General features: G+C 39.9%; 13 protein-coding genes and 1 pseudogene. 5 read left to right on the top strand and 9 right to left on the bottom strand.

From position 1 onward, the window contains the following. Nucleotides 1-2: 2 nt before the first annotated feature. The 3 genes from VB775_RS06995 to VB775_RS06985 form a co-directional block, all read right to left on the bottom strand. Nucleotides 3-1298 carry a hypothetical protein gene (locus VB775_RS06995; RefSeq protein WP_281006372.1) on the bottom strand — a complete coding sequence of 432 codons (1296 nt, stop codon included), beginning with the start codon at nt 1296-1298 and terminating at the stop codon, nt 3-5. A 98-nt stretch (nt 1299-1396) separates the two neighbouring features. Further along, on the bottom strand, nt 1397-2395 hold the full coding sequence (gene trpS / locus VB775_RS06990; RefSeq protein ID WP_281006371.1) for a tryptophan--tRNA ligase: 999 nt from the start codon (nt 2393-2395) through the stop codon (nt 1397-1399). A 71-nt stretch (nt 2396-2466) separates the two neighbouring features. Beyond that, nucleotides 2467-3132, bottom strand: coding sequence for a hypothetical protein (locus VB775_RS06985; protein ID WP_281006370.1), 666 nt, complete (start codon nt 3130-3132; stop codon nt 2467-2469). 229 nt (nt 3133-3361) lie between these two features. Here VB775_RS06985 and VB775_RS06980 point away from each other — a divergent pair, with 229 nt between their 5' ends. After that, nucleotides 3362-3733 carry a ferredoxin-thioredoxin reductase catalytic domain-containing protein gene (locus VB775_RS06980; protein WP_094534602.1) on the top strand — a complete coding sequence of 124 codons (372 nt, stop codon included), beginning with the start codon at nt 3362-3364 and terminating at the stop codon, nt 3731-3733. A 113-nt stretch (nt 3734-3846) separates the two neighbouring features. Here the strand turns inward: VB775_RS06980 and VB775_RS06975 are convergent, their stop codons facing one another. The 3 genes from VB775_RS06975 to VB775_RS06965 all read right to left on the bottom strand — a co-directional run bounded on the left by VB775_RS06975 (nt 3847) and on the right by VB775_RS06965 (nt 7213). Further along, nucleotides 3847-4854 (bottom strand): late competence development ComFB family protein, encoded by a 1008-nt coding sequence (locus tag VB775_RS06975; protein WP_281006369.1) that lies wholly within the window; start codon nt 4852-4854, stop codon nt 3847-3849. Between the two features lie 105 nt (nt 4855-4959). Then, complete coding sequence (locus VB775_RS06970; protein ID WP_281006368.1) at nt 4960-5472, bottom strand: chemotaxis protein CheW; 513 nt, start codon at nt 5470-5472, stop codon at nt 4960-4962. A gap of 181 nt (nt 5473-5653) precedes the next feature. Further along, nucleotides 5654-7213, bottom strand: a complete 1560-nt coding sequence (locus VB775_RS06965; RefSeq protein WP_281006367.1) for an ATP-binding protein — start codon at nt 7211-7213, stop codon at nt 5654-5656. A 228-nt stretch (nt 7214-7441) separates the two neighbouring features. On the opposite strand from VB775_RS06965, the gene VB775_RS06960 reads away from it, so the two are divergent. The 3 genes from VB775_RS06960 (at nt 7442) to VB775_RS26390 (ending at nt 9400) form a co-directional block, all read left to right on the top strand. Continuing rightward, nucleotides 7442-7897 carry a ubiquinol-cytochrome c reductase iron-sulfur subunit gene (locus VB775_RS06960; protein WP_281006366.1) on the top strand — a complete coding sequence of 152 codons (456 nt, stop codon included), beginning with the start codon at nt 7442-7444 and terminating at the stop codon, nt 7895-7897. Between the two features lie 512 nt (nt 7898-8409). Then, entirely contained in the window at nt 8410-9108 is a 699-nt protein-coding gene (locus tag VB775_RS06955; protein ID WP_094534589.1) for a response regulator transcription factor, read from the top strand. Nucleotides 9109-9316: 208 nt separating this feature from the next. Continuing rightward, nucleotides 9317-9400 (top strand): hypothetical protein, encoded by an 84-nt coding sequence (locus VB775_RS26390; protein ID WP_407072997.1) that lies wholly within the window; start codon nt 9317-9319, stop codon nt 9398-9400. Nucleotides 9401-9485: 85 nt separating this feature from the next. On the opposite strand, the pseudogene VB775_RS06950 reads toward VB775_RS26390, so the two are convergent. The 3 genes and pseudogenes from VB775_RS06950 to VB775_RS06940 form a co-directional block, all read right to left on the bottom strand. Next, nucleotides 9486-9578, bottom strand: a pseudogene (locus tag VB775_RS06950) (PIN domain-containing protein); the annotation flags it as partial. A gap of 161 nt (nt 9579-9739) precedes the next feature. Beyond that, entirely contained in the window at nt 9740-11392 is a 1653-nt protein-coding gene (locus VB775_RS06945; protein WP_281006364.1) for a hypothetical protein, read from the bottom strand. A 253-nt stretch (nt 11393-11645) separates the two neighbouring features. Then, a complete protein-coding gene (locus VB775_RS06940; protein ID WP_281006363.1) occupies nt 11646-12065 on the bottom strand; it encodes an Npun_F0494 family protein in 420 nt (139 codons plus the stop codon). 755 nt (nt 12066-12820) lie between these two features. Here VB775_RS06940 and VB775_RS06935 point away from each other — a divergent pair. Continuing rightward, the gene (locus tag VB775_RS06935; protein WP_281006362.1) at nt 12821-13408 is read left to right on the top strand and encodes a pentapeptide repeat-containing protein; all 588 of its coding nucleotides are present in this window, start codon (nt 12821-12823) and stop codon (nt 13406-13408) included. The last annotated feature ends 53 nt before the right edge of the window (nt 13409-13461 follow it).

Here is a 13461-nt window from a genome sequence, read left to right as displayed (position 1 = left end):
AACTAAATAACTTTCGATGTACTAAATATTATTTGCTCAGCAATAAATCGAATAAGTGGGACTTCTTTTACTAAAGATTTATCGTCTTTAAAAGGGGTATATTTCGATTTGTCTGAATCTTTGCTATGAACAATAGAATTTCTTGTCTGATATATTCTTGCGGCAAGATGCTTATATATAAGCTGTATATCATTAGAATTTAAGTCTACCTTTGCCCCACCAGAAAAAGGCACTAAGTTTAATTTGTAATAATCAAGAAGATCTGATTGATATGATTCAATTTTAGTTTTGAGTTCATCTATTTTAACAAAATTTTTAAGAGTAATTTGCAAACCTTCCTGTTCATTAAATGTTAAACTTTCATCTCTTAGTTTGACAGACTTACTAATATCTTTAATGAGTGACGAAATATCTGATTTGCGTTTATATGAAAAATCAGCACCAGTAATTTTGTTTCTAACTTTTTCAATCAGATCATCATAAAACATAGATTCAAAAAAATGTTCTGCTATATGATAGTAAGAAATATACTCCAACATCGGATTTTCAGAAGCGACAGCTAATTGATAATGGTGTATTAAATCTGGTATATAGAATCTGCGAGGAGGCTCTAATTCCTTATAATTAAATTCGTTAGTCCTAGAAATTCTTGATGTCCTGAGTAATTCCTCAAATCCTATTTGTTGAATTAAAGCTGAATCAGTATTGTAAGTAATATTAAATAAAAAAGCCGAACTAAAATTTTCAAATTCTTTGCTGCTTTTTCTCTCTTCCGACTCAATTCGCAGGGATAATCCGCCGCGTGTCATTTTTTTAGTTAATTCTATTAAACATGGCTTTTCAGCTAAAATGCTTGACCAACTACTACTATTAAATCGTCGGTTTGATAAATCTCTCGCTGAGCTTATGCTAGCGGCTTTAGATATTAAGAACAAAATAAACTCATCTGAAGGTCTCATTAATTGATAAGTAATCTTATTAATAGGATCTCTGATTACTAGTCCATCGGATATATATCGAAAGGGGTTTTTGTTAGGCGAACCTTCTTCTCTTACAAGTGTTTCAAATATATAGCCATTAGAAATAATTGTTTCGTCAACTACAGAGAATTGCCCAAGAGATTCGATAATACTGTTAAGCTTACTTTTATCTAGTGTTAGTTCGGTTTTGCTATCATTTCCGTATGATCGATAATCCCGAAATGCGTATATATATTCATTCTCATTTAACGTCGGCTTAGAGCCACATATCTCACCAATCCATTTAGCAAAATCATCTACATTGAAATTAATTTCCATGTTTTTCACTATAAAAAATATTTTGTCTAATCAGAATTTGAAAGAACAATTAAATGATTAGACAAAAATATACTTGTTTTTTACTCTATTAATAATGATTACAAAGGTGGCAAATAGCCCATTGCATCTTTGACAGCATTGAGGGTTTTAAAAGCGGTTTCAGAGGCTTTTTCACGACCTTCTTTTAATACGCGATCTAGATAGCCTGACTCTTTTACCACTTCATCATACTTAGTTTGAATCGGCTCAAGATGCGCGATCGCAGCATCAGTCAGCACAGTTTTAAAATCGCCCCAACCACGCCATGTGGCAGCCTCAGCTTGGACTTGTTCCTTAGTTTTATTGGCAAAAATTGCGTATAGACCAAGGAGATTATTTGCTTCAGGGCGATCGCTATCATCAAAAGCTAACTCGCGCACTGCATCGGTTTTACACTTCTTGATTTTCTTGGTAATCTCATCAGGCTTATCTAGGATATGAATCCGACTCATTTCCGAAGGATCGGACTTCGACATTTTTTTTGTGCCATCAGTGAGGCTCATCACCCGCGCCCCTTCTTTGCGAATTAAGGGATTAGGCACTTTCAAAACTGGTGCAAACTGATCGTTAAATCTTCCCGCAATATCTCGCGTAAGTTCTAAATGCTGCTTTTGATCCTCGCCGACAGGGACTAAATCGGCTTGATACAGCAAAATATCTGCTGCCATTAATACGGGGTAGTCCAACAAGCCCACACCCACATTTTCGCCCTGCTTAATTGCCTTCTCTTTAAATTGGATCATCCGCTCCAACCAGTTAAGCGGCGTGATGCAATTGAGTAGCCATGTGAGTTCGGCATGTGCCGAAACATGGGACTGCACAAAAATCGTAGAAATACTGGGATCGATACCACAGGCAATATACAGTGCAGCAATATCGCGGGTGTTGCTAGCTAAGGTTTTCGGATCATGAGGAACCGTAATCGCGTGCAGATCGACAACACAAAAGAAATTTTCGTAATCAGCCTGAGTCTCTACCCAGTTGCGAATTGCCCCCAAATAATTGCCGATGTGCAGATTGCCAGTCGGTTGTACACCAGATAGAACTCGTTTTTGCATGGAAAGTGATTTATCAATAAATTTAGCAACAAGGGGCTTAAGCCCCTTGTCTGTTACATATAGAGAGATTTCTATATATTCAGGTTACATGTCGATAATGTATTTACAGGAACAGGCGAGGGAAAAACGATCGCTCGACAAAAAGGCAAGCTGACTTTCCCCAGATCCTGTTCAAAAGCTTTTGGTATTGTACCAATTAGCGTTTCGACTATACTTTTGCGCGGATCAGATGGCGCGACTTGATAGATGACACTCAAAACATCATCAGGAAACCAAGCCCTAACTAGATTTAATAACTCTGATGTCGTCAAAGGGCGATCGCGATTATCGGGAGTCAATCTAATCCCCACCAAGCGATCGCGTTCAAAGTAAATATTTGCCGTAAAGCCTCTAACATAAACGAGTTTGCGATCGGGCAAGGCATACAAGCCCTCGCCTCCTGGTTGCAACTTATGAACGGTATAGTCATCCCGATGAATCGTCGCGATCGCCGCCCAATTATTATCCTGAGCATATTTAAGAAACTGCGTCTCTAACATGCCCACATGCAAAGTATCAGGCTGTAAAGGTGGACGCGCTCTCGTTTGAAGACTAGGCAAAGTTCTTACTGTGCCTAGCTTTTCATTAGCATTAGCTGAATCATCCGATCGCACCGCAGGAGTATAGGCGATCGCACTGAAGATTGTCACTGCGATCGCCATACCAATACATACACAAGAGTTAACTCTTCTCGCCATACACTCACCTATACGGCACTACTGACAAGGCTTTAATTTTTCTGCTTCTACCTTAGCAAAAATTCTTGTTTATTGTGACTAAAAACAACAAAATGAATTATGGCTATAGCTAATCAAGGAGAGTTACGGCGCTAAGCGCCGTAACTCTCTCTTGGGTTTTAGTTCAGGCTGTGTAGCGGTTTCATGCTATAGGTAGTAACTAATAGTTTCTTGGCAATCTTGTTAGCTTATGTCCCTTAACCCAGAGTCAGAGTCCGATCGCGGGAAAAATAAAGCTTCCTCTAAAAGTTTTGAGGCAATGCGAAAGTTTTCCGAAAAATACGCAAAAAATACAGGCACATTTTTTTGTGTTGATCCTAGCGTTACTAACGCCGTTATTGAAGGCTTAGCTAAACACAAAGAGGAGTTAGGCTCGCCTCTCTGCCCCTGTCGCTATTATGAAGACAAGGAAGCTGAAGTCAAAGATACCTACTGGAACTGCCCTTGTGTACCGATGCGCGAGCGCAAAGAATGTCACTGTATGTTGTTTCTGACCGAAGATAATCCCTTTGTTGGCACAAAACAAGAACTAGAAGTAGTTGAAATTGTCTACGATGCCTAAACAATATGCTTTGGCATAAGCCCTGAATGGGTTTGAATATTAATTTCCAAAAGTGTGGCTACACTTTTAGAAATTAATATTCAACACAATAAAGGTGGTGCAAAACACCACCTTTATTGTTTAAGTGCATTATGAGGCGATCGCTCCCAACAGACTTTTCCAGATTTCGCAAACTCTAGAGATTTGGATACAGACTCGCTAAGATTTTGCCATTTTACTTGCCGATCAAGCAGTAATTTACTGACTTTAGTTAGAGACTGTTCTCTTTCATAGCGAATTTTAGAAAACATCAACGGCTCAATTCTTTGATAACTCGCATTACGAACTTCTAACATCGCCTCATGCACCATAATCGCCACTTCTGAACCAATATTCATTTGGGCGTAATACCGCAAATGAGCAATCCCCTTTGCGGAGGTTGCATACAGTGGTGGCAGCCGATTTAAAGTTTTTGCCAATACATCTTCGAGACGAATGAACCGCAGATCGGATTGCGGAAAACTTTGCGCTCGGTTTTGTGCCATTCTAATGATCAGTCGTTCCAGAGAATGCACAAGATGCCTAGATTCGAGTAGATAAATTTCATATTCCTTTTGCTTAGATTCATGGGCTACACTGTATTTTGGGGTAGATTTACTAAGGTACATTTGAGAGTTAACTGTTCTTCTTCCCAAAGCTCCATATTTACTGACCCGCGATGATAAGTTCCCAGAATTATATTTAGCGATCGCACTCTCTAAACTTTCTTCTAAAGCCTTAGGCAGATCACACCACATTAGATTCGTCCAATTGAGACATTCTTGGACATCTATCAAAGCATAGGGTGCATTAGCTAACTCAATAATTTCCAGTGGTTCAGGCTCTCGCAAAGGATCGCGACGCACTCCTAACAATGCTTGACGAGTTGCCTTCGTAATATCAGCTTGCAGAGCCATGCATTCTTGTCTCTTTGTCTGCAAACCAATATCGGTAGAAGCAAACATCGGTGGCAACCGATTTAAGGCGTAGGCAATGACTTCATCAATATTATATTTATGCCTAATCCCACTACCTAAACTCTGAATTTGGGTATTGGCTTCTCTATAAACAAATTCAAGTAGGACGTTGCGGCAAGATTCCATGGGATTGACTGAATATCTATATATCAGTGCATTCTATGTAGCATTTCTAAATCATTTCTGGGTTTGTAGAGGAGATATCTAAAGGAACTCTCTACCACAAATCACTTAAGAATGTAAAATCGTCGAATTCACGATATTTTCAGCTTTTAATAGGTAAGAAATTTCCTCCCTTTCATTAATGTAACCTTTAAAGTATGGTCTAAGTGTTGCTGGTACAGAATTAATATTTTGCTCAAGGCGATCGCTAGGAATATCTACAACTCCTAAAATTTTAGGCACAACCAAAGCAATAGATAGTTCCTGTGCTGATATCAGAATTACTTCATAAAGTCTAATGTTTTGATTTAGTGGCTGCAATCCCAACAGCATCGCTAAGTCGATCGCCCAATAAACACGACGACGACGGCTTAGTATACCTAAAATACAAGACGGTTTATTTGGAACAGGAATAATATGAGTAGCCTTAATTGTTAAAACCTCTTGCGTGAATTCACTCTCAAGTAAGCCGATAGTTTGTGGATCGATCAAGAATTTCAGACAAGTATTTCCATCTAGATCTAGCTTTGAGCCTATCTTTGAGTCTTGTAAATGATCGACACTCTCAAAAAGTGTTTGCATAGACATATGGCAACTTTAGTAAACATTAATACCAATTCACAAAGGTGTGATGACACTTCTGTAAATAAAAAATCAAACCCAGTAAAAAACCAGTAAGAGTTTACAAAGCACGAAATAATTACGCTATTTTGTACCTTGATATAGTATGTATAGCGAGCATTGAGACCGTTTGTATACAGCATTATGGCTGCTTACGTCCCCATTTTTCGATCGCAGTTTGAATTTGCTCGACTTTAAATGGCTTAGCAATGAAATCATTCATTCCCGATGCCAAACATTTTTCGCGATCTTCCTGCATTGCATTAGCAGTAATAGCAATAATTTGAATAGATTTAGCTAGACTAGATAACCCAATTTGTCCACTTTGCTCTATAGCGCGAATTTGACGAGTAGCCTCTAATCCATCCATCTCTGGCATCTGCACATCCATAAAAATCAAGTCATAGGATTGTTTTTGGATTGCTGCTAATACTTCAATTCCGTTTGTAGCAACATCAATGTCATAACCCATTTTCTCAAAAAGACGATTTGCTAATTTTTGATTGACAAGATTATCTTCAGCCAACAAAATTTTGAGGGGAATTTGTTCTGCTAATTTAGGAATCTTATTAAACAAAGTATTGCTTTTAGGAATCTCAACAGCCTCTAAAGCTAGGTCTGAGATCGGATCAACACCTTCTATATTAGGATATCTTTGCATAGCCATGGGGTAATAGGGAATCGTAAATAAAAAGGTTGTACCTTGCCCGACAAAACTCTCAACCCAAATATCACCGCCCATTAAGCTAATCAGCTTTTTACAAATAGCTAAACCTAAACCTGTACCACCAAACTTACGAGTTGTGGAAGAATCTATTTGCGAAAATGGTTTAAATAATTTATCTAATTTATGAGATGGAATGCCAAGCCCAGAGTCTTTTATAGCAAAAAGAAGCTGATTGTCTTGATACTTGCTGACATTTATGGAGACTTTACCCACAGAGGTAAATTTAATAGCATTACCCACCAAATTGACTAAAATCTGCTGTAAATAGTGAATATCTCCCGCAATGAGTGGAGAGACTTGAGGATCGATCAAGTATTGTACTTCCAAAGATTTTTCCTTAGTCATAAAGGAAAGCAAACTGAGAACGGTTTCAATACATGCCCTTATTTCAAAAGGTTCTGCTTCCAAACTGACTTTTCCCGATTCAATTTTAGAAAAGTCCAAAATGTCATTAATTAGCATTAATAGAGCCGCACCACTAGTATTGATTGTTTCCACATATTCGCGTTGCTCTGGCTCTAGCTTGGTATCTAGCAACAAATTAGTCATGCCAATTACGCCATTCATAGGGGTACGCAATTCATGACTCATGGTGGCTAGAAATTCGGATTTAGTTCGAGCGATCGCTTCCGATATTTCCTTTTGTTTTTGCAGTTCTAATCTTAAGATATTCGTCTTGATCAAATCCTGAATGCTGAGGAACCCAACTTTGACCACCATATAAACAAACAAAGCGCCAAAAAAGAAAATAACTCCTGTGAGAATGAGGATAAGCCATTGGATTTTTAAAGAGAACAGTATCAATATCCCCAAGTAGCCGAAGAGAAAGAAAATCATCAGCGATCGCAATATGTTCCAGTTCTTGCGATATTTATTGCCTTGAAGTAAAGACAAAATTCTTTGTGTTTCTTTAATCGACAGAAACATCACGAATCCGCCAAGGACGATGAAGACAATAGTAACAAGATCGCTCATGCTCTTACAAACTTAGGCAGACATATAGAGCTTCAACCAAGCGAGGTACAAAGGTTTGTTTCCTCGCCGAAGACGGGGAAACAAACCCGTACTTCACTAGACTGATAAACGCTATAAGTATATAGCAATGCAAGTTTTGCATTGCTGATGTTACATGGAACGCGGATATACTTTATCTAGACTGAGTTAATCTTTGCAATAAATTTAACTAACGCACAGAGAACACATATGAATCTAAATCGCCGTAAGTTACTTTCTTGGTTTGGGTTAGGATGGCTAGCTAGCCTTCTGCCATCGTCATTAGTGGGATGTAGTGAAGCTACTCCTCCTACAGCATCAACACCCGCATCAGTACCTGAAAGTGTCGCTGCTGCACCTAGTGGCACTTTTAGAATGATCGGTACAGTTGCTCAACTGGACAAAGAGGGAACTTTACTATCCTCCGACAAGAAAATTGCCGTGGTACGCGATCCCAAAGACTCAACTAAGCTATTGGCTGTTAATCCGACCTGCCCACACAAAAGCTGCACTGTGAAATGGGAGAAGGCGAACAAAGAATTTGTTTGTCCTTGCCATGATGCCAAATTTGCTGCTGATGGCGCTCTTCGTCAAGGTCCTGCTGATAAACCACTACAACGTTATGCTTCTAAAATTGAGAATGGAGAAGTATTCGTTAGTGCTTAACTAGTTAAAAATATTGCTTAGCAAAACTTTTAACTAAAGGCGGCGTTTCACGTCGCCTTTAGTTATTGCTATAGCTTTAGTAACTTGCATTAAGACAAATCAAAACCCACAAAGCGAGTGGCGGTGCAAAGCACTACCACTCGCTTTGTGGGTTTTATGTCTTAACGTGAGTTCGATATAGCCATTTGCGGCGTGCTTCGCACGCCGCAAATGGCGAAAAATGGTAAGAATCGCTTAGCGATTCTTACCATTTTTCGCTTTCATCGAACTGACGTGTCTTAACAAGCAGCAATTCTCATTATAAAAATCGGGTTTTTGAAAGCCCCCCGTTGGCGGGCTTTCAAAAACCCGATTTTAGTGTTTCCAGCGACGAAGGCGCTGGAAACACTAAAATCGGTTTCATAGTGAGAATTGCTGCTTAACAAGAATGGCGATCGCTATAAATGATTGAGGATTGCTATATATTGGTTAATGTGGCGATCGCAGAATAAAAGCATAATCAAAGGGAAACTATGTCAGGACATATCCTGCTTGTGGATGATGAACCAGGACTGAGAGAGGCGGTACAAGCCTATCTAGAAGATAGTGGCTTTGCGGTGCAAGTTGCCAACAATGCAAGGGATGCATGGCAATTGCTTGAGCAGACCACACCCGATCTCGTGATTTCGGACATCATGATGCCGCAGGTGAGTGGGTATGAATTTCTGAAGCAAATGCGCGAAGATGTACGTTTTTTAAATTTGCCTGTGGTGTTTTTGACAGCAAAGGGCATGACCAAGGATCGCATTGAGGGCTATAACGCGGGTTGTGATGCTTATTTGTCGAAACCTTTTGATCCTGATGAGTTAGTGGCGATCGCCGAAAATTTGATTGCCCGTCGAGCGATCCAAGCGGTGACAGCAAATAGCAATACCTCAGAAATCACTGATCTAGCAGGGCAACTTGCCGAAATCAAGGCACTGCTGAAGCAAAAACCAGCAATCAATGTGACACCACCACCGATCAAGCTTGAATTTACGCCACGGGAGCAGAGCGTTTTGGAGCTTGTGGTAGAAGGTTTGATGAATAAAGAAATTGCTAAGCGGCTTGGTACAACCATTCGGAATGTGGAGAAATATGTCAGTCGGCTGTTTAGTAAAACTGGTACAAGTAGCCGCACAGAGTTAGTTCGCTATGCATTGCAACATGGTTTGATTGACGCTTATTCATAGTAGAACGTATTTTATCCACTCTAGCCAATTTGTGAGATACTCGCCAATCTCTTTCGTTTGGTGTTCGACTACGACTTGTTGTAATCGTTACTGCCCATCAAGACCCAACCACCGACGATCCAAAATGGTTAAGCGTCACCTTTGAGCCAGTAGAAAGTTTTGAGAAACCAATAACCTTAAGCCTGAAGAAACTCCCGAATTAGCAAATATTGGCTTAGTCAAACAGCCAAGACTCTCAGTAATGCCATTAACTAAAGCTGAGTTTGAGGTAATTATAAACTTGAAAAATTAATCCCATGTAGGGGCATAGCATTCCCGCCACAATTGACGATTTCTGAAACCATCTCAAATTGCGAATGCTATGCCCAAAACTTCACTTTGCTAACGAGATCGAGTTCTTCAATAATGGTCATCGGTAAGACGACCTCATTATCCTCAAAGCGGCGCATGGCTGTAGGATCGTATAGCAATACTTAATCTTGACACTTTCACGACAATTATGTGGGTTTTGTGTAGCGATCGCTACAATGCTTAACACCAAAACATAAAAAAAGCTACGCGAAGCGTAGCTTTTTTTATGTTGGGTTTATGCGTAAAACTAAAAAAGTGGCGCTTAGCGCCACTTTTTTAGTTAAAACAAGGTGGAAATACCGTTTGGACGCAAATCTCTAAAATCTAGAATCTTGCGAACTACGTCAAATGTAGACTGCGAGTTAGTAATCGGAATTATAGGAGCTAGCTGACCTGGCAACACTTGCATTACAGGAGGCATATCCTGAGTGAATACGTTAATCGTGCGATTAATTAGCGAATAATTACCCTTGGAAAAAGCGTTGGTATAGGTAAATTGATTAGTTGCTTGAGGTAGTCCTGCAACATTAAATAAATTAATCGGGATACCTTGCGATGAGGTGAGGAACCTAGCCACTGTTTGGGTTAGGTTCACGTAAGTCGGCATAGGAAATTCAGGATCATAGCCCCCCCGCACAATGCGATCGCTGATCTGAAGCTGGGTGAAGTAGTCATAGACTTTGGCATTACGATCAATCTTACCAACGCGCTTAGAATCAATACCACATACAGTTCTTAACGTTCCATAGGCTGATGGATCGCTAGGTAAAATCAAGCTGATAGCAGAGAAGTCTTTGAGCAATTGCACTTCGCTATAGCCTAGAGGACGATTATTCAAATCGAATAAACGCACAATTAGGCGATCGCCTGGATTGAGACCACGGATAAAGGTAGCACGCTGATTAATATTAAAGCGATAATCACCGACAAATCGCTCTGTTAGAAATCCATTAGAACGCTTTGATCTGATCGAAAGACGTGTAATCACCTGAGACAAACGGGGCTGATTTTGCAAAACAGCGAGACTAAAATGCCCACGATGAGGATTTTTTCTCGATAGTTCAACGCCATCACGTTGCTTACGATCCTTCCGATCCGATCTGCGATCGTCATCATAGTCATCATCTTCATCATCGTCGTCATCTCTTCTGGAAACAATGATGGGTTTCATGGGTTTCACAGAGCTACCAGTCTGGACATTGGTAGTTTGCACGACTACGGTTTGGCTAGACTGTGAACTTGTTGATTGAGAAGAAGTTGTAATTCCCAAATCGCGATCGGAAAGTCCTGAGTTATTCGATGAGTTATTTGAGGAATTGTTCGAGGAATTGTTCGATGAGTTGTTGGAGGAATTGTTCGAGGTATTAATGTATATCGAAGAAATACGTCCAGAACTTACCTCAGATGCGTTAGCTGTGATAATTGAAGTAAAGGATCGGATTTCTTCGATCTCAAACTTGGCATCCTTTAAGCCATTGGGCTGATCGTAGCGCACGCTAGTCACTGCCTTAAGATCGCCATTATAAATATCGTCAAGCGAAATTTTTTCGCTCAATAGGCGTAAAGGAATCACTTCCACAAAAGCTGATTGTCGTCCCGCATTTTTAGAAAGAAGTCTTGCGCCTGAGTTGGTATAAACTTCGCGCCATTCCCCAGCACGTCTTACATAAAGTTGATATACCGCATTCGCGTAGGTTGTCGAAGGCTTATTGGCGATGTCTAATAAAATGCCAATACTTGAAAGGTTGCCAGAGTTGTCGAGCAAGCGCAATAACTGCACACCTGTTTGCCAGCCTTGTGGGACTTGAGCGACGATTTGAGGAACAGATGGAGCCGCGATCGCTTCTATAGTATTCAGAAAAGAAGCAGTAGTCAGAGTTGCTGCGAGAAGACATAAAGATGTCTTCTGAAAACTTTTACGCAAAATGTTCATTATTATTTGTTCCTAGCTCGATTTACTGCATGATTTGCTAGAGTCAACCTATGATTGGTAACGCATGGCACATTAGGCGCACAATAGCGTCCCGATATTTTAGGCAAAGAAGTCTTTAATGCTGACGATCTTTTTAGTTTTTTGTTCCATTACGACAATAAAAGCTACCTAATGGTCGCTTTTATTGACTGAGCCAATAGAGAAGAGCATCGCTTCGTGCTGTCCTTCTCTAAAAAATTGGATGACTATAATTTCAAAGAAATCGTGATATTTGAATCTGTGCCCAAAAGTTTTGCAGGCGATCGCCTAAACTTGCGATCGGAAATCTTGGTTGCGATCGCCATTTATTTAATAACAAATGTCCCATCGGAGTCAGACGAAAACTATCAGTAATACCTTGACCATCGACTTCGCGGCGCAAAACACCTACTTGGATCAGCCATAGTAAAGCATTTTCGGTAATGATTAAATTCGTGGAACTATTCAAATATTGATTTTTGATGCCCTCATTACCTGCGATCGCCCTCAGGTTTACCCCCTGTGTTGCCATATCTGCAAACAACTTAATCGTAAAGGGCGCACATCTCAGCGCTACTTCGGCTCTCTGCAATATTTGAGGTTCGTATTCAGTATTATCTTTGTTGTTACTTTTACTTAAAGTTTCGGTTGACATGGCATTTTCCGAGCATTGATCTTGTTTGATACTTTAAAGTTAATGCTAGCAGCAGCAACCAAAGTCAGCATTAACCTTTGGATAAGTAATTGGACAAAATAAATTATCCCTAGCCATAAAGTTGCGTCCCTGCGGGGTGAAGCTTTACAGTTAGGAATGAAACCCAAAAGAAGAGTGGCGGCGCGAAGCGCCGCCACTCTTCTCTTGGGTTTTGATTTGTCCTAGCTATTCTCATACTTTGCTATAGAAAGTTTCAGTTTCTTTACAGGGTCAAGTTGAAATTAATTGTATCTTTTCGGGTCTTTCTTCTCTTTTTTCTCAGAAGGATCTTTCTTGGGCTTTTTAGCCTCTTTATTGCCCTTTTGTTCTTTAGACATTATTTGCTCCAGTGCCGATAACAAGCGAGAATCAGCAATATTTAATTCTGCTGATTACTATTATTCTACCTTAATTCTAAATAATCTGTGATCTTTATCCCTTAAGCAATACAACCTGAGTTTATTATAAAAAATTAAATTAAATTAAATTTCTTTTTTAAAAAACTTCATCCTTACAGAAATTCCTATTCTTGTTAAGATATCGAACCTAAAAATAAAGAAGGGATGCTTTGCATCCCTTCTTTATTTTTAGAAAGCTACTTAATAGTAGTGAGCATCTATGCAATCCATTAGGGTGAAGTGGAATCAATGGCGATCGCCTTATATTTAAGCCAATAGCTAAAAACAGCTAGGTGTCTAAGCTAGAGAGCGATCGTCATGATGTCCACTCAAAACCCTAACCTTCATCACTCTCCTACAACTAATGCCCTTGCAATGGGAATGGCTCTCAAAAAAATGTATGAGCTGGGGCGCAAAGATTTTGATTCAGAAAATTTTTCGGGGCTGAAATTGTCTTGCTGTAAGCTATCAGCCATTAATCTGACTAGCTCAGATTTACGAAATGCCGATCTTGACCTAACTGACTTGAGTGAGTCTGACCTGCGGGGCGCAAATCTAGAGCGATCGACCCTTAGTTTTACAAATTTGACTAATACCGATTTGAGCAATGCTAATTTAAAAGGAGCAAATCTGGGGGGAGCAGATCTGAGTGGGGCAATTCTGAGAGGTGCAATTCTCCAAAACGCCAATTTACGAGGGGCGAATCTAAGTAATGCTCGCCTAGAATTTGCAGATCTTGAAGGCGCAGACTTGACGGGGGCAAATTGCTTTGGCTGTAATCTGAGTTATGCCAATCTCAAACATACCAATCTGACCGAGGCAAATTTAGACAATGCCAATCTTCTCAAAAGTAACTTTGAATATGCCCTGCTAGATGGCACAACTCTAAATAACTCTAGCTATTAGGTTAACGACAGTTCAGGCGTACAAACCGTTTTTTATGAAACGGCGTAGCCGTT

It is taken from the genome of Pseudanabaena sp. CCNP1317, assembly GCF_034931345.1.
Lineage (GTDB): Bacteria > Cyanobacteriota > Cyanobacteriia > Pseudanabaenales > Pseudanabaenaceae > Pseudanabaena > Pseudanabaena galeata.
This window is presented reverse-complemented; position numbering and strand designations above follow the sequence as displayed.

Excerpts from the sequence above, each read along its gene's own strand:
- VB775_RS06935 (WP_281006362.1), top strand. The coding sequence starts at position 12,821 with ATGATGTCCACTCAAAACCCTAACCTTCATCACTCTCCTACAACTAAT.
- VB775_RS06975 (WP_281006369.1), bottom strand. The coding sequence starts at position 4,854 with ATGGAATCTTGCCGCAACGTCCTACTTGAATTTGTTTATAGAGAAGCC.
- VB775_RS06980 (WP_094534602.1), top strand. The coding sequence starts at position 3,362 with ATGTCCCTTAACCCAGAGTCAGAGTCCGATCGCGGGAAAAATAAAGCT.
- VB775_RS06970 (WP_281006368.1), bottom strand. The coding sequence starts at position 5,472 with ATGCAAACACTTTTTGAGAGTGTCGATCATTTACAAGACTCAAAGATA.
- VB775_RS06965 (WP_281006367.1), bottom strand. The coding sequence starts at position 7,213 with ATGAGCGATCTTGTTACTATTGTCTTCATCGTCCTTGGCGGATTCGTG.
- VB775_RS06940 (WP_281006363.1), bottom strand. The coding sequence starts at position 12,065 with ATGTCAACCGAAACTTTAAGTAAAAGTAACAACAAAGATAATACTGAA.
- VB775_RS06955 (WP_094534589.1), top strand. The coding sequence starts at position 8,410 with ATGTCAGGACATATCCTGCTTGTGGATGATGAACCAGGACTGAGAGAG.
- trpS (WP_281006371.1), bottom strand. The coding sequence starts at position 2,395 with ATGCAAAAACGAGTTCTATCTGGTGTACAACCGACTGGCAATCTGCAC.
- VB775_RS06995 (WP_281006372.1), bottom strand. The coding sequence starts at position 1,298 with ATGGAAATTAATTTCAATGTAGATGATTTTGCTAAATGGATTGGTGAG.
- VB775_RS06985 (WP_281006370.1), bottom strand. The coding sequence starts at position 3,132 with ATGGCGAGAAGAGTTAACTCTTGTGTATGTATTGGTATGGCGATCGCA.
- VB775_RS06945 (WP_281006364.1), bottom strand. The coding sequence starts at position 11,392 with ATGAACATTTTGCGTAAAAGTTTTCAGAAGACATCTTTATGTCTTCTC.
- VB775_RS06960 (WP_281006366.1), top strand. The coding sequence starts at position 7,442 with ATGAATCTAAATCGCCGTAAGTTACTTTCTTGGTTTGGGTTAGGATGG.